This window comes from Citrobacter freundii complex sp. CFNIH4 (assembly GCF_002934505.1).
GTDB classification, from domain to species: domain Bacteria; phylum Pseudomonadota; class Gammaproteobacteria; order Enterobacterales; family Enterobacteriaceae; genus Citrobacter; species Citrobacter freundii.
The window spans coordinates 979,603-996,229 of record NZ_CP026231.1; the positions used below are offsets into that span (position 1 = coordinate 979,603).

Below are 16,627 nucleotides of genomic sequence, written 5' to 3' on the forward strand. Positions count from 1 at the left end.
AATAACAATGTGAGCTAAAGCACAAATTTAATTTCGAATGAAAGTAAAACGCCAGGTGGCAACTTCGCCTTACCTGGCTAAAGGGGAGTATGTAAGCCCGGTAAGCGTAGCGCCACCGGGCGGGAGGGTTACAGCATATGTTCAGTGCGCGCGATGATATCGTCCTGTGCATCCGGAGACAGCGCGGTGAAGAAGGCGGAATAACCCGCTACACGCACCACCAGATCACGGTACTGATCCGGGTGTTTTTTGGCTTCCAGCAGCGTTTCACGAGAAACGATGTTGTACTGAATATGCCAACCTTTGTGCTCTTCAAAGAAGGTACGCAGCAGAATCATCAGCTTTTGTTTGTCAGACTCATTTTCCAGCGTGGCCGGGTTCAGCTTCTGATTTAACAGCACGCCACCGAGAATCGAACCGGTCGGCAGTTTACCCACCGAGCCAATTACCGCAGTTGGGCCGAGGTGGTCCGTACCGGAAGCCGGGCTTGCGCCTTCTGCCAGTGGAGTGTGTGCTTTACGGCCATCCGGCGTTGCCATCGTTGCTGCGCCAAACGGCACGTTTGCAGAAATAGACGAGGTCCCGGCGTAGTAATTGCCGCCAACCGGACCACGTCCGTAACGCGGATTATGATACTGTTTCAGTTCATCGATATAAGTCTGATAAGCGCGGGCCAGCAGCGTATCAACGCTATCGTCATCGTTGCCGTATTTTGGTGCGCCGTTGATTAGCCGTTGGCGTAACTGCTCATGGGTCAGACCGTCAAAATCATCGGCCAGCGCGGCGGCCAGTTGTTGTTGACCGATAGCGCCCTGTTCAAAGACCAGTTTCTTCACTGCTGCCAGGCTGTTGCCGAGGTTGGCGATACCCACCTGCAAACCTGATACCCAGTCATACTTCGCGCCGCCTTGCTTAATGCTTTTCGCGCGTTCGATACAGTCGTCTACCAGCGCGGAGCACAGAATATCGTGTACGTTCTCTTCCAGCATGGTGTCAACGACATACTCGATTTCAATGGATTTACGCGTGTAGTAGCGAATCTGTGTATCCCAGGCATCCATCACTTCATCGAAATTGTTGAAGTTGCCAGCTGAGAGCGCTTTTTCCTGCGGCAGGAAGACTTTGCCGCTGGTGGCATCGCGTCCGCCTTCCAGCGCCGCCAGCATCACGCGGGCAAAGTTAATAAAGCTCATGCCGGTGCAGCGGTAGCCCCATTTGCCGCCAACGGCGGTTTCGATGCAACCAATCGCTGCATAGTCATAGGCATCTTGCGGCTCAATGCTCAGCTTAATGAATTCCGGAATGACGATTTCATCGTTGTTAAAGGCTGGCATCCCGAAGCCGCAGCGGATCACCTGCACGCAGGCATCAAGGAAGTCATTACTCATCCCCGGGTGATAACGCACGCTCAGGTTCGGCTGAGTAGAACGCAGGCGGCCACATGATTCCAGAATGGCGTAGGAGAGCGGGTTGACGGCATCCATCGCCTGACCGCTGACCAGGTTCTGGCCACCTATGGTTACGTTCTGATAGAGCGGGCTGCCCGCTGAGGCTTTCGAATGGGAGCCGGAACGGATTTTGTTCACTTCCAGCAGTTTCAGCCAGCAGCTGTGCAACAGCTCAATGGCGTGCTCACGATCGAGGCTCTGATTCAGTTCTACGTCGCGACGGTAGAACGGGTAGAGGTACTGATCCATACGGCCAAACGACACTGAGTGACCGTTAGATTCAATTTGCAGAATCAACTGGATGAAATAGCACAACTGCAACGCCTGCCAGAATGTTTTTGGTGGCTCATGGGCAATCACATCACAGTTTTCCGCCATGGTCAGCAGTTCATCGCGACGGCTGGTGCGCGTTTCTGTGGACGCCATTTTACGCGCCAGCGCGGCAAAGCGCTCAATGTGCAGGCTGACGGCCTCCAGCACGATATCAATCGCTTTCAGGAACTGATCGCCGTGGAGATCGTCCAGACACGTCAGATTGATGCGGGAGCGACGTTCATCGACCTTGTGGCGCAGTCCGTCGAGACCTTTTTCCAGTAGTAGCGGGAAGTTCACCGCCAGGTGTGCGTCGCCGGAGGTCATATTACCTTCGGCTTTGATAATGCCGGTTTCCAGCAGCCCTTTCTGCTCGTCAGTGAACATCCCGTAGCAGCGATCCTGCACGGTCTGACCACGCCACCACGGACACACCTCGTGTAAGACGCGTTTATTCTCTTCGCTTACCGCAAAGCCTGCGCCCGGTCTGTCGGCGAGGTCGTCGATCTCTTTTTCAATCCAGGAGACGGTGTATTCCGGGAAGATCGGCGCGGCGCGCACTTCGCTTGCCTGGTTACCGATAATCAGTTCGTCATGCTTGATCCAGATGGTGCGTTCCCCCAGATGATGGGCCAGCGCCAGCGCGCGGCGTACCGGGATCGGCTTATCCAGGTGTTGCTGATACATCTCGGTATAGTGCTGGGCGCGCTCGGTACAAACCGGCGGTTTCACGATATGGATCAGGGCTGTTTTATGCGCTTTGATACGATCGCTGAGTGTGTCCAGTTTCAGAGTGGTCATGGCGATTATCCTCGTAGAGTCGCGGTTAAACCTTTAAGGCTGGCATACTGCTGGGCAAATTCGAGCAGTGCAGGCGCATCAAGCGGTTTATCCGGTGCGTTGTAGGGTTGACTGAGTAAGTGGTATTTGTTGATACCTAGGGTGTGGTAGGGCAAATAATGAATCTCCCCGACGTGAAGCTCGTCGGCAGCAAAATCGGTAATAGCCTGGATGGCGGCTTCGTCAGCGTTGAATCCCTGAATCAGCGGTACGCGGATAATCATTTTTTTACCAGCTGCGGCCAGTTTTTTTAGATTTTCCAGCACACGAGAGGCGCTGCCATCGGTCCACTGTTTAAACGGCGCATCCGCCACGTGTTTTAGATCGGCCAGAAACAGATCGACGTCAGGTAATGATGGTTCAATATACTTCCACGGGACATGCAGGCAGGTTTCCACTGCGGTATGAATGCCTGCGTCGTGGCTGGCTTTGAGCAAAGAAGCCGCCAGCTCTGGCTGCATAAACGGTTCGCCACCGGACAGGGTGAGGCCCCCTCCGCTGCGATCGTAAAACGGTTTATCACGCAATACGGTCGCCATGATTTCGTCCACGCTTTTTATCTCTCCACAGACGGTTAGCGCCTGCGTTGGACAGCAGTGGGTCAGCGCTGCGAGAACGTCATCGGTTAGTTTTTCGCGATGAATCAGCAACCCGCTTAGTGCCCGCTCAATTACCGCGGGTGCGGCCTGAGCACAGAGATCGCAACCGTCAAGGCACAGACGTGCGTCATAGAGCAGATCCTGCGTACGGGCGCGACTTTCCGGATTCTGGCACCACCGACAGCCCAGGGAGCATCCCTTAAGGAACACCACAGTACGGATCCCGGGACCATCATGCGTGGAATAGCGCTGGATATTGAAAATCATAAGCGACCTCTTTTCTTTCGTATAAAGATTAAATTACTTTCGAATGAAAGCTATATTGACGTGCGTCAACTAACCGTGAGGTTTCGCCGTGCTACCTTTTATTCATGCTAATTATTCGTTTGAGGAAAGGTTATGGAACTCTATTTAGATACGTCTGACGTTGATGCGGTAAAAGCTCTGGCGCGCATTTTCCCGCTGGCAGGGGTGACCACTAACCCGAGTATTGTGGCGGCGGGGAATCAGACGCTGGAAGTACTACTGCCGCAACTGCAGGAAGCGATGGGAGGACAAGGCCGTCTGTTTGCTCAGGTGATGGCGACCACCGCCGAAGGGATGGTTAGCGATGCGCGTAAGCTGCGGGCAATCATTGCTGATATCGTGGTCAAAGTGCCGGTAACAGCAGAAGGTCTGGCGGCTATAAAATTGCTGAAAGAAGAAGGGATCCCGACGTTGGGTACTGCGGTATACGGTGCAGCTCAAGGGTTATTGGCTGCACTGGCAGGTGCGGAATACGTTGCGCCATACGTTAACCGCGTGGATGCGCAAGGAGGGGATGGCATTCAGACGGTGACCGACCTGCAGACGTTACTGAAAATGCATGCCCCGCACGCCAAAGTACTGGCAGCCAGTTTTAAAACGCCGCGTCAGGCGCTGGATTGCCTGCTGGCAGGCTGCGAGTCCATCACGCTACCGCTGGACGTTGCTCAGCAGATGATTAGCTCCCCGGCAGTTGATGATGCCGTCGCGAAGTTTGAGCACGACTGGCAGAGCGCATTCGGTCGCACGTCGATCTGATGCTGTTGCCGGGTGGCGCTAACGCTTGCCCGGCCTACGTTCGAGCCGTTGTAGGTCGGGTAAGGCGAAGCCGCCACCCGACTTTTTTACCGACTACAAACCTCGCACCCCGGATTACGCATCAGCTTCATTTCGCGAAACTGGCAGGTCATGGCATCGTACATGACGATTTTTCCGGATGCCGGTTTACCGTAGTTTGCCAGCAGCTTAATGGCTTCCATCGCCTGTAACGAGCCGATCACGCCGATCAGCGGGGCCATCACTCCGGCTTCTACGCAGGTCAGGGCGTTTTCACCGAACAAACGGCTCAGGCAACGGTAGCAGGGCTCGCCTTCCTGATACGTAAAGACGGTAATTTGCCCTTCCATGCGAATTGCTGCACCGGAAACCAGCGGAACTCTGGCGGCATAGCATCCGGCATTCAGCTGATTGCGGATGCTGACGTTATCCGTACAGTCCAGCACCAAATCATGTTCGGCAATAAGCGCGTGAATCTCGCTATCGTCCAGCAGCGCATTCACCGGCGTAATGACGATATAAGGGTTAATCCGCGTTAGCGCGTCACGGGCGGATATCACTTTTGGTTGCCCTACGGTTGCATCGCTGTGCAGCGTCTGGCGTTGGAGGTTTGACACGGATACCGTGTCAAAGTCGAGCAGGGTTAAATGCCCGACGCCAGCACCAGCAAGGTACTGGGTTGCAGCACATCCCAGTCCCCCCAGACCAACGACCAGTACCCGCGCATCTTTGAGCGCTTCCTGACCTTCGAAATCGAAGCCGCGCAGAATGATTTGTCGGTTATAGCGCATCATCTCCTGGTCGCTGAGTTCTGCCATTACAGGCCTCCAAAAAGTGCGTTAAATGGCTCAACTTCAACCCATTCTCCGGCCTCAACGTTACCGCGATCGCGCTCCAGCACAATAAAGCAGTTGCCCTGGCTAAAGGAGCTAAAAATATGCGAGCCCTGGTGCCCGGTGGTAGTGACTTCCAGTTCGCCTTCCGCGGTACGCTGCAATACACCACGCTGAAAATCCAGACGCCCTGGCGTTTTCTTCAGGCGTGAAGCGGTGCGCACGCGCTGGCGTGGAGGCAGCCCACAGGCGGTGTTGCCGCTGAGTTTCGCCAGCAGCGGTTGTACCAGTTGATAAAAGGTGAGGGCAGCAGACACCGGGTTACCCGGCAGGCCGCAAAACCAGCTGTTGCTCAGTTTACCAAAGGCGAACGGTTTACCGGGTTTGATGGCCAGCTTCCAGAAGGCAATTTCTCCCAGTTCTTCCAGAATGGTTTTGGTGTAATCCGCTTCGCCTACCGAAACGCCACCAGAGCTGATGACGACGTCGGCCTGGCTGTCGGCTTCGATAAATGCGGCCCGCAGCGCGTTGGGATCGTCGCGAATAATTCCTAAGTTGATCACCTCGCAGCCCAACTGCTGCAGCATCAGGTGAACGGTCAGACGGTTTGTGTCATAAATCTGCCCGTCACCCAGCGGCTGACCCGGCAGTTGCAGCTCATCACCGGTGGAGAACAACGCCACGCGGACTTTACGCACAACGGGGACCTCGGCAATACCGAGCGAAGCCAGCACGGGAAGCTCGGCGGTTGTCAGACGAGTTCCGGTAGGGAATACCACCGCGCCGTTGGCAATATCTTCACCGCGCAGACGAATATTTTGTCCGCTGCGGACGTCGGCGGTAAAACGCACACCGTCGTCAGTTTGTTCCGTTTGCTCCTGCATTACCACGGCTTCACAACCGGCAGGCACCGGGGCTCCGGTCATAATACGGATGCAGGTTCCCGCAGGCCACTCGCCGTGGAATGGCTGTCCAGCAAAGGCTTTGCCAGCCACCGCAAGAGGCTTGTCTGATTGTAAATCGGCTAATCGCACCGCATAGCCATCCATTGCCGAGTTATCGAATCCCGGCACATCAATCGGGGAGACGACGTCGGTGGCCAGAATGCGGCCAAAGCATTGAACCAGCGGCAGCGTTTCGACGGCGGTGAGTGGGGTAATACGCGAAAGCATCTGAGAAAGAGCCGTTTCAAGCGGCATCAGTCCGGCGGTAAATTCCATGAGAAGACTCCTGCGGGGCAAAATCGAATCCGCTCATTATGTCAGAAAATGGACGCGGACAGTATGCTACCTCAGGCTTAGGATCAGATCTGATACAGGTTTTCTGCCAGAGAATAGCGCTACAGGAAAAATGCAGTATAGACTCATAATTTCTGCTTTTTCTCCAGGAGGCTAAATGTCTGCGACTATCCCGGATTCAATTCGACGACAGGTGAATGCCGCCAGTGCACTGATTGCGCGGATTATCGAGGGCGACCTGGTTGCTGTTCATTTGTATGGCTCTGCTGTTGAAGGTGGCTTAAAGCCCCAAAGCGATATCGATTTACTGGTTACCATTAGGCAGCCACTTAATACCCGGCAAAGAAAAGATCTGATGCAGGGTTTTCTGGAAATATCAGCCCCGCCTGGTAGCGTTGATAGATATCGGGCGCTGGAAGTGACCATCGTGATCTATTCACAACTTGTACCCTGGCAATTCCCACCGTCAAGAGAAATGCAATTTGGCGAATGGTTGCGTGACGATATTCGCGCGGGAATTGTTGAACCGACACAGGTGGATCCTGATCTTTCCATCCTGCTGACCCAGGCCAGGCGCGCCAGCGTAGCGTTGTTCGGTGAAGCCGCTGAGACGTTATTCAACGTCATTCCTTTTAGCGATGTCGTGCAAACATTTCGGCATATTCTTGATATGTGGCAGAAAACGGGCGATTTAGAGGGTGACGAGCGAAATATCATCCTTACTCTGGCGCGTATTTGGTACAGCCTGGTTACGGGCAATATTGTCGCTAAAGATGAAGCCGCCGCCTGGCTTATACCGCAATTACCCGTTGAGTATGCTGACACGCTGCAAGCCGCGCGTGCGGAATACCTGGGGTTAACCAAAAAGAACTGGGCTGCGTCTATGCCGTCTGTTGAACGCTTTGTGTTTTATGCAAAAAAACAGATTGCCGATCGGCTTGAATAATATATTCAACGATGTTGGAAGATCCCCTTTCTGATTAACTCATCTAAATAACCTGATGGGATGGGGGGGGTGAGGTACGGGCCTTAACCTTTACATGACGTCTGCATCTTTCTATATTCAAAAATCGAATCAATAAGTCACAGAAATTCTGATATTTATAACCCCGGTACCTGCCACCTAATGGACGAAAAAAATGGGTAAAGCAGTCATTGCAATTCACGGCGGCGCAGGGGCTATTACCCGTTCGCAGCTGAGCCAGGAGCAAGAGTTGCGTTATATACAGGCGCTGTCGGATATCGTTGAAACCGGCCAGCGGATGCTTGAAGACGGTCGTAGCGCACTGGATGTCGTTACCGAGGCCGTGCGCCTGCTGGAAGAGTGTCCATTGTTTAATGCCGGAATTGGCGCGGTGTATACCCGTGATGAAACCCATGAGCTGGACGCCTGTGTGATGGACGGTAATACGCTGAACGCAGGCGCCGTCGCCGGGGTAAGCCATCTGCGAAACCCGATTCTCGCGGCACGCCTGGTAATGGAACACAGCCCACACGTCATGATGATAGGTGAAGGGGCTGAAAACTTTGCCATTGCGCAGGGTATGGAGCGCGTATCAGCGGATATTTTCTCGACGCCAGAACGCTACGCTCAACTTCTGGCGGCGCGAACAGCGGGTGAAACGGTGCTGGACCATAGCGCGAGCCCGCTGGATGAAAACAACAAAATGGGTACCGTGGGTGCGGTCGCGTTAGATATGTTTGGCAATCTGGCGGCAGCAACATCGACCGGCGGGATGACCAATAAATTACCGGGGCGGGTGGGTGACAGTCCGTTGGTTGGCGCAGGCTGTTATGCAAATAATGCAAGTGTGGCAGTCTCCTGCACCGGAACCGGAGAAGTCTTTATTCGTGCTTTGGCGGCCTATGACATTGCGGCGTTGATGGACTACGGCGGTCTGAGTTTATCCGAAGCGTGTGAACGCGTAGTGATGGAAAAATTACCGGCGCTTGGCGGCAGCGGCGGTTTAATTGCTATCGATCATGAAGGCAATGTCGCTTTGCCGTTTAACAGCGAAGGCATGTACCGCGCCTGGGGATACGCAGGTGATACGCCAACCACCGGTATTTATCGGGAAAAAGGAGATAGCGTTGCCACACAGTGATGAGCTTGATGCCAGCGATGTGCTGGCAGTCAGCAATCTGAATATTGCCTTTGAACAGGAGCAGCAGCGTGTCAGCGCAGTGCGCAATCTGTCATTTCGCCTGAAGCGTGGTGAAACGCTGGCGATAGTCGGCGAGTCTGGTTCTGGTAAGTCGGTGACCGCCTTGTCGCTGATGCGTCTGATTGAACAGTCCGGCGGCGAGGTGAGCTGCGATGAAATGCTCCTCCGACGCCGTAATCGACAGGTTATTGAGCTGGGTGAACAGAGCGCATCACAAATGCGTCACGTGCGCGGTGCGGATATCGCGATGATCTTCCAGGAGCCTATGACATCGCTTAATCCGGTGTTTACCGTGGGCGAGCAAATTGCCGAGTCTATCCGCTTGCACCAGGGTGCCAGTCACGAAGAGGCGATGGTAGAAGCGAAGCGAATGCTCGATCAGGTGCGTATCCCCGAGGCGAAGGCGATTTTATCGCGTTATCCACACCAGCTTTCCGGCGGTATGCGCCAGCGGGTGATGATCGCCATGGCACTGTCGTGTCGCCCTGCGGTTTTAATTGCTGATGAGCCGACAACCGCGCTGGATGTCACCATTCAGGCGCAGATCCTGCAACTGATAAAAGTGTTGCAGCAGGATATGTCGATGGGAGTGATCTTTATTACCCACGATATGGGCGTTGTGGCGGATATTGCCGACCGCGTGCTGGTGATGTATCAGGGCGAGGCGGTAGAAACCGGCAGCGTTGAGCAGATTTTTCACGCTCCCCAGCATCCTTATACTAAAGCGCTGCTGGCAGCCGTGCCGCAGCTTGGGGCAATGAACGGGCATGAACTTCCGCGCCGTTTCCCGCTTATTTCATTACACGATCCCAGCCATGTAGAGCCACAGACCGAACAGGATACCGTGGTTGAAGGCGAGCCAATTTTGCAGGTACGTAACCTGGTGACGCGTTTTCCTCTGCGTAGCGGCATTCTAAATCGCGTGACTCGCGAGGTGCATGCAGTGGAAAACGTCAGCTTTGACCTGTGGCCGGGAGAAACGCTCTCGCTGGTGGGAGAGTCGGGCTGTGGGAAATCCACCACCGGGCGGGCGCTGTTGCGCCTGGTTGAGTCTCAGCGTGGGGAAATCATTTTCAACGGACAGCGTATTGATACCCTTGCTGCCAGCAAGTTGCAGCCGCTGCGTAGGGATATTCAGTTTATCTTCCAGGATCCGTATGCCTCGCTCGATCCACGTCAGACGGTGGGATATTCCATTCTGGAGCCGCTACGGGTGCATGGGTTATTGCAGGGGGATGCGGGGTCAAAACGAGTTGCATGGCTGCTGGAACGCGTAGGATTGCTGCCTGAGCATGCCTGGCGCTATCCGCACGAGTTTTCCGGCGGTCAGCGTCAGCGTATCTGTATTGCACGGGCATTGGCACTCAATCCCAAAGTGATTATTGCCGATGAATCTGTCTCGGCGTTGGATGTTTCAATTCGTGGGCAAATTATCAACCTGTTGCTCGACCTGCAGCGGGAAATGGGAATTGCATACCTGTTTATTTCCCACGATATGGCGGTGGTGGAACGGATCAGTCACCGTGTGGCGGTGATGTATCTCGGGCAAATCGTTGAGATTGGCCCCCGACGCGCGGTGTTTGAAAATCCGCAACATCCGTATACGCGCAAACTGATGGCGGCAGTACCAGTTGCCGATCCATCGCATCACCGACCACAGCGTGTGCTGTTGTCGGATGATATCCCCAGCAATATCCGCAAGCGCGGCGAAGAGATTTCCCCCGTGTCGTTACAGTTAGTTGGCCCGGGACATTATGTTGCGCGTGGGCAACCAGAAAATGCGCTTTCACGTTTATAACAGGCAGACAGGGTTTAAGGAGAATAACATGACAAAAATTGTTGCTCGGAAATGGCTGGTTGCTGTGGGAGTGGCCTCTGCGCTGGCCGCATCGCCTGGCTGGGCCGCCAAAGACGTGGTGGTGGCGGTAGGATCCAATTTCACCACGCTTGACCCCTATGACGCGAATGACACATTGTCGCAGGCGGTAGCGAAGTCGTTTTATCAGGGACTGTTTGGTCTTGATAAAGAGATGAAGCTGAAAAATGTGCTGGCAGAGAGCTATACGGTTTCTGATGACGGTCTGACTTACACTCTTAAGCTGCGTCAGGGCGTGAAATTTCAGGATGGTACCGACTTCAACGCCGATGCGGTTAAAGCCAACCTCGACCGCGCCAGCAATCCGGAAAACCGTCTGAAACGCTACAACCTGTATAAGAATATCGATAAAACCGAAGTCGTCGATCCGTCGACGGTGAAGATTACGCTGAAACAGCCGTTCTCTGCCTTTATCAATATTCTGGCACATCCGGCAACGGCAATGATTTCTCCCGCCGCGCTGGAGAAATACGGTAAGGAGATCGGTTTCCACCCTGTGGGGACCGGGCCGTACCAGCTTGATACCTGGAATCAGACAGATTTTGTGAAGGTTAAGAAGTTCGCGGGTTACTGGCAGCAAGGGCTGCCAAAGCTGGATACGATTACCTGGCGTCCGGTGACCGACAACAACACGCGTGCGGCCATGCTGCAGACCGGGGAAGCGCAGTTTGCCTTCCCGATCCCTTACGAACAGGCGGCGTTACTGGCGAAGAACAAAAACCTGGAACTGGTGGCCAGTCCGTCTATTATGCAACGTTATATCAGCATGAACGTCACGCAAAAACCATTCGACAACCCGAAGGTGCGTGAAGCGCTGAATTATGCCATCAACCGCCAGGCGCTGGTGAAAGTGGCGTTTGCGGGTTATGCCACGCCAGCAACGGGCGTTCTTCCTCCGTCGATAGCCTATGCGCAAAGCTATACGCCATGGCCATACGACCCGGCGAAAGCGCGCGAACTGCTGAAAGAAGCAGGTTATCCGAACGGTTTTACCACCACGCTATGGTCTTCGCATAATCACAGTACCGCGCAGAAAGTGCTGCAATTTACCCAGCAGCAGTTGGCGCAGGTGGGAGTTAAGGCTCAGGTAACAGCGATGGATGCCGGCCAGCGCGCGGCGGAAGTAGAGGGTAAAGCGCAGAAAGAGAGCGGGGTGCGGATGTTCTACACCGGCTGGTCTGCCTCTACGGGGGAAGCTGACTGGGCGCTGTCACCGCTATTTGCATCACAAAACTGGCCGCCAACGCTGTTTAATACGGCGTTCTATAGCAATAAGCAGGTGGACAGTGATTTAGCGGCAGCGTTGCAAACTAACGATCCAGCGCAGAAAGCGAAGCTGTACAAGGATGCGCAGGATATTATCTGGAAAGAGTCGCCGTGGATCCCACTGGTAGTGGAAAAACTGATTTCGGCGCACAGCACCAGATTGACCGGGTTCTGGATTATGCCGGACACCGGATTTAGCTTTGATGATGCGGATTTAAAATAAGCTATTCATTCGGCCCCGTTAACCAGGGGCCGGCGAAGGGAGCGTGATGCTTAACTATGTTTTCAAGCGCCTGCTGGGGTTGATCCCAACGCTATTGATTGTTGCGGTGCTGGTGTTTTTATTTGTTCACCTGCTACCCGGCGATCCGGCCCGACTGATTGCCGGACCGGAAGCTGACGCCGAGGTGATTGAACTGGTACGCAAGCAGCTGGGTCTGGACCAACCGCTGCATATTCAGTTCTGGCATTACATGACCAACGTGTTGCAAGGCGATTTTGGCACGTCGATGGTTTCTCGTCGCCCGGTTTCCGAAGAGATAGCCAGCCGTTTTATGCCGTCGTTATGGCTGACAATTGCGAGTATGGCATGGGCTGTGTTATTTGGTATGACGGCGGGGATCATTGCAGCCGTATGGCGCAATCGCTGGCCGGACAGGTTGAGTATGACGCTGGCGGTCACCGGGATCTCGTTCCCGGCGTTTGCGCTTGGCATGCTGCTCATGCAGATATTCTCCGTTGAGCTTGGCTGGTTGCCAACCGTTGGCGCTGACACCTGGCTGCACTATATCCTCCCGTCTATTACTCTGGGCGCGGCGGTGGCTGCGGTGCTGGCCCGGTTTACCCGCGCCTCGTTCGTCGATGTGCTCAGCGAAGACTATATGCGCACCGCGCGGGCTAAAGGGGTGAGTGAGACCTGGGTGGTGTTAAAACATGGTCTGCGTAACGCGATGATCCCGGTGGTCACCATGATGGGACTACAGTTTGGCTTTTTGCTTGGTGGATCAATCGTGGTTGAGAAGGTGTTCAACTGGCCTGGGCTTGGGCGACTGCTGGTGGACTCCGTCGAAATGCGCGACTACCCGGTGATTCAGGCCGAGGTACTGTTGTTTTCTCTGGAGTTTATTCTTATCAACTTAGTGGTGGATGTGCTTTACGCCGCCATTAATCCGGCTATCAGGTACAAGTAAGGATGCGATTTTTTAACTGGCGCCGACAGGCGATTTTGAATGCAATGCCCCTTGTTAAGCCAGAGCAGATACGCACACCGTGGCATGAGTTCTGGCGTCGTTTCCGTCGACAGCACATGGCGATGTTCGCTGGGCTGTTTGTATTGCTCCTGATCATGGTGGCGATTTTTGCCCGCTGGCTGACGCCATTTGATGCCGAGAATTACTTCGATTATGACCGTTTGAATGATGGGCCGTCGATGCTGCACTGGTTTGGTGTCGATTCTCTGGGACGAGATATCTTTAGCCGCGTGTTGGTTGGCGCCCAAATCTCGCTGGCGGCAGGAGTCTTTGCCGTGTTTATTGGCGCGGCGATTGGCACAGTGCTGGGTCTGCTGGCGGGATACTACGAAGGTTGGTGGGATCGGCTGATTATGCGTATCTGCGATGTGCTGTTCGCCTTTCCCGGCATTCTGCTGGCGATAGCCGTGGTCGCCGTGCTGGGCAGCGGCATTGCGAACGTGATTATCGCCGTGGCCATTTTCTCCATTCCTGCTTTCGCGCGCCTGGTGCGCGGAAATACACTGGTGCTGAAGCAACAGACGTTTATTGAGTCTGCGCGCAGTATTGGTGCCAGCGATACGACCATCATTTTTAACCATATCCTGCCGGGTACGGTTTCATCGATCGTGGTCTTTTTTACCATGCGAATTGGCACGTCGATCATCTCTGCCGCGAGCCTGTCATTTCTGGGATTAGGCGCACAGCCGCCGACGCCGGAGTGGGGGGCAATGCTTAATGAAGCGCGTGCTGACATGGTGATCGCGCCGCACGTGGCGATTTTCCCGGCGGTAGCGATATTCCTGACGGTGCTGGCGTTTAACTTACTGGGAGATGGTCTGCGCGACGCGCTGGACCCGAAGATAAAAGGATAAATTACAGGCCGGATAAGACGTAACGCTTATCCGGCCTACGGTTGAGTTACGCTTATTAAACGCGTGAACCCCACAGATCGTATTCATCTGCGTTTTCGACCTTCACGCGGATGATATCACCAGGTTTCACCTTGGTTTCACCATTCAGGTATACCGCGCCGTCGATTTCCGGAGCATCAGCCATGCTACGACCAATTGCGCCTTCTTCGTCAACTTCATCAACGATAACCAGAATCTCGCGGCCCACTTTCTCTTGCAAACGTTCAGCAGAGATCTGCTGTTGCAATTGCATAAAGCGGTTCCAGCGTTCTTCTTTTATCTCTTCCGGGATTTGATCCGGCAGGTCATTAGCGCCAGCGCCTTCTACCGGGCTGTATTTAAAGCAGCCCACGCGATCCAGACGTGCTTCCTTCAGGAAGTCGAGCAACATCTGGAAGTCTTCTTCCGTTTCACCCGGGAAACCAACAATGAAGGTGGAGCGCAGCGTCAGTTCAGGGCAGATTTCACGCCACTGCTTGATGCGCGCCAGCTGTCTGTCTACGGAGCCTGGGCGTTTCATCAGTTTAAGAATACGCGGGCTGGCATGCTGTAACGGGATGTCCAGATACGGCAGGATTTTCCCTTCTGCCATCAGCGGGATCACGTCATCAACGTGCGGGTAGGGGTAGACGTAATGCAGGCGCGTCCAGATCCCCAGTTTTGATAACTGTTCGCACAGATCAACCATGCTGGTTTTGACCGGCTCGCCGTTATGGAAACCGGTACGATGCTTCACATCCACACCGTACGCAGAGGTATCCTGAGAGATTACCAGAATCTCTTTCACGCCCGCATCGACCAGACGTTTGGCTTCGCTGAGGACGTCGCCAATCGGACGGCTCACCAGATCGCCGCGCATGGATGGAATAATGCAGAACGTACAGCGGTGGTTACAGCCTTCAGAAATCTTCAGATAGGCGTAGTGGCGCGGAGTCAGCTTGACACCCTGCTCAGGAACCAGGCTCAGGAACGGATTATGCTTTGGTTTGGGTACGTAATGATGAACGTGCTCCAGAACCTGCTCGTAGCTATGCGGCCCGGTGATTTCCAGCACCTTCGGGTGGACTTCACGGATTTGATCGACTTTCGCGCCCAGACAACCGGTGACGATCACCTTGCCGTTTTCGTTCAGCGCTTCGCCGATTGCTTCCAGGGATTCCTGAACCGCACTGTCGATAAAGCCGCAGGTATTAACGATAACCATATCCGCGTCGTCGTAGCTTGGCACGACATCATAGCCTTCGGTACGAAGTTCGGTCAGGATGCGCTCAGAATCGACGAGGTTTTTCGGGCACCCTAATGATATAAATCCAATCTTAGACATTATTTTGTACAATACATTGCTCGGGAAAACTCGGATTATACATCATGCCTAAACTTTACAGCTACATCCGTTGGTCAAGTGACCGACAAGACAAGGGAACGACAAAAGACCGCCAGTTATCGGCAGCGAGGACGTATGCTGAAGAGAAGGGGCTGGAGATGGTAGAAATCATTGAGCCAGGTGTAAGTGTAGTGGTTTACTGAATTTGGCCACCTGAACAGAGGTGATATGCTCACCTCAGAACATTACAGGTGCCTCAATGAAAAAAAGAAATTTCAGCGCAGAGTTTAAACGTGAATCCGCTCAACTGGTCCTTGATCAGAACTACACCGTTGCAGCTGCGGCCAGTGCTATGGATGTGGGTCTTTCTACCATGACGCGATGGGTAAAGCAGTTGCGGGATGAACGACAGGGCAAAATACCTAAAGCCTCCCCTATAACCCCGGAACAGATTGAAATACGTGAGCTGAAGAAAAAGCTACAACGCATTGAAATGGAAAACGACATATTAAAAAAGGCTACCGCGCTCTTGATGTCAGACTCCCTGAACAATTCTCGTTAATCGGGAAACTCAGAGCGCAGTATCCTGTGGTCACACTCTGCCACGTGTTCGGGGTTCATCGCAGTAGCTACAAATACTGGGAGAAAAGCGCCGAAAAGCCAGACGGCTGGCGAGCTGTGTTACGCAGCCAGGTTCGGGAGCTGCATAACATCAGCCATGGCTCTGCTGGCGCAAGAAGTATCGCCATTATGGCAACCCTGAGAGGCTTCAGAATGGGACGCTGGCTTGCTGGCAGGCTCATGAAAGAACTGGGGCTGGTGAGTTGTCAGCAGCCTACCCACCGGTATAAACGTGTTGGTCATGAACACATCGCTATCCCGAATCGCCTTGAGCGACAGTTCGCAGTGACAGAACCTAACCAGGTGTGGTGCGGCGATGTGACGTACATCTGGACAGGCAAGCGTTGGGCTTACCTTGCAGTTGTTCTCGATCTGTTCGCAAGGAAACCAGTGGGCTGGGCAATGTCATTCTCGCCGGATAGCAAGCTGACCATCAGAGCGCTGGAAATGGCGTGGGAAGCTCGCGGTAAACCAGCCGGAGTGATGTTCCACAGTGACCAGGGTAGCCACTATACAAGCAGGCAGTTCCGGCAGTTACTGTGGCGTTGCCAGATCAGGCAGAGTATGAGCCGACGTGGAAACTGTTGGGACAACAGCCCGATGGAACGCTTCTTCCGTAGTCTGAAAAACGAGTGGGTGCCAGTGACAGGTTATATAAACTTTAGCGATGCTGCTCATGCGATCACAGACTATATCGTCGGGTATTACAGCTCGCTAAGGCCGCATGACTATAACGGTGGGTTGCCCCCAAACGAATCGGAAAACCGATACTGGAAAAACTCTAAAGCCGTGGCCAGTTTTAGTTGACCACTACACATCGCTTTGCTCGTCAGTCTCTATAAAAACTAAACATAAGATCGTAACTTGCGTTTTTCTCGTGAG

General features: G+C 53.9%; 14 protein-coding genes. 9 read left to right on the plus strand and 5 right to left on the minus strand.

Going from position 1 to position 16,627, the window contains the following annotated elements:
• Positions 1–128: 128 nt before the first annotated feature.
• Positions 129–2,561, minus strand: a complete 2,433-nt coding sequence (locus C2U41_RS04965; RefSeq protein WP_103848337.1) for a glycyl radical protein — start codon at positions 2,559–2,561, stop codon at positions 129–131.
• A 5-nt stretch (positions 2,562–2,566) separates the two neighbouring features.
• A complete protein-coding gene (locus tag C2U41_RS04970) occupies positions 2,567–3,466 on the minus strand; it encodes a glycyl-radical enzyme activating protein (RefSeq protein WP_103848338.1) in 900 nt (299 codons plus the stop codon).
• A gap of 132 nt (positions 3,467–3,598) precedes the next feature.
• On the opposite strand from C2U41_RS04970, the gene fsa reads away from it, so the two are divergent.
• Entirely contained in the window at positions 3,599–4,261 is a 663-nt protein-coding gene (fsa, locus tag C2U41_RS04975) for a fructose-6-phosphate aldolase (RefSeq protein ID WP_103848339.1), read from the plus strand.
• An 86-nt stretch (positions 4,262–4,347) separates the two neighbouring features.
• Here fsa and moeB read toward each other — a convergent pair whose 3' ends face one another.
• Both moeB and moeA read right to left on the minus strand, forming a co-directional pair.
• Positions 4,348–5,097 (minus strand): molybdopterin-synthase adenylyltransferase MoeB, encoded by a 750-nt coding sequence (gene moeB / locus C2U41_RS04980; RefSeq protein WP_071687912.1) that lies wholly within the window; start codon positions 5,095–5,097, stop codon positions 4,348–4,350.
• Complete coding sequence (moeA, locus tag C2U41_RS04985; protein WP_103848340.1) at positions 5,097–6,332, minus strand: molybdopterin molybdotransferase MoeA; 1,236 nt, start codon at positions 6,330–6,332, stop codon at positions 5,097–5,099. Before moeA ends, moeB begins: the two co-directional genes overlap by 1 nt.
• A 175-nt stretch (positions 6,333–6,507) precedes the next feature.
• On the opposite strand from moeA, the gene C2U41_RS04990 reads away from it, so the two are divergent.
• From C2U41_RS04990 to gsiD, 6 genes are all read left to right on the plus strand, one after another.
• On the plus strand, positions 6,508–7,296 hold the full coding sequence (locus tag C2U41_RS04990; protein ID WP_048216669.1) for an aminoglycoside adenylyltransferase family protein: 789 nt from the start codon (positions 6,508–6,510) through the stop codon (positions 7,294–7,296).
• A gap of 193 nt (positions 7,297–7,489) precedes the next feature.
• Positions 7,490–8,455, plus strand: a complete 966-nt coding sequence (iaaA, locus tag C2U41_RS04995) for a beta-aspartyl-peptidase (protein ID WP_003836974.1) — start codon at positions 7,490–7,492, stop codon at positions 8,453–8,455.
• A complete protein-coding gene (gene gsiA / locus C2U41_RS05000) occupies positions 8,442–10,313 on the plus strand; it encodes a glutathione ABC transporter ATP-binding protein GsiA (RefSeq protein ID WP_003836972.1) in 1,872 nt (623 codons plus the stop codon). The genes iaaA and gsiA overlap by 14 nt, the downstream gene beginning before the upstream one ends.
• 28 nt (positions 10,314–10,341) lie before the next feature.
• A complete protein-coding gene (gsiB, locus tag C2U41_RS05005; RefSeq protein WP_003035297.1) occupies positions 10,342–11,880 on the plus strand; it encodes a glutathione ABC transporter substrate-binding protein GsiB in 1,539 nt (512 codons plus the stop codon).
• 46 nt (positions 11,881–11,926) lie between these two features.
• On the plus strand, positions 11,927–12,847 hold the full coding sequence (gsiC, locus tag C2U41_RS05010; RefSeq protein WP_003836970.1) for a glutathione ABC transporter permease GsiC: 921 nt from the start codon (positions 11,927–11,929) through the stop codon (positions 12,845–12,847).
• 2 nt (positions 12,848–12,849) lie between these two features.
• On the plus strand, positions 12,850–13,761 hold the full coding sequence (gene gsiD / locus C2U41_RS05015) for a glutathione ABC transporter permease GsiD (RefSeq protein WP_003035302.1): 912 nt from the start codon (positions 12,850–12,852) through the stop codon (positions 13,759–13,761).
• A gap of 55 nt (positions 13,762–13,816) precedes the next feature.
• Here gsiD and rimO read toward each other — a convergent pair whose 3' ends face one another.
• Entirely contained in the window at positions 13,817–15,124 is a 1,308-nt protein-coding gene (gene rimO / locus C2U41_RS05020; RefSeq protein WP_086529125.1) for a 30S ribosomal protein S12 methylthiotransferase RimO, read from the minus strand.
• 44 nt (positions 15,125–15,168) lie between these two features.
• Between rimO and C2U41_RS29275 the strand changes: the two genes are divergently transcribed.
• Both C2U41_RS29275 and C2U41_RS05025 read left to right on the plus strand, forming a co-directional pair.
• Positions 15,169–15,327 (plus strand): hypothetical protein, encoded by a 159-nt coding sequence (locus C2U41_RS29275; RefSeq protein WP_158655875.1) that lies wholly within the window; start codon positions 15,169–15,171, stop codon positions 15,325–15,327.
• Between the two features lie 56 nt (positions 15,328–15,383).
• Positions 15,384–16,552 (plus strand): IS3 family transposase gene (locus C2U41_RS05025; protein WP_100216202.1). Its coding sequence is split into 2 segments (ribosomal slippage): positions 15,384–15,633 and positions 15,633–16,552, totalling 1,170 coding nucleotides; the frame shifts between segments, so codons are not numbered across the junction.
• Positions 16,553–16,627: the final 75 nt, after the last annotated feature.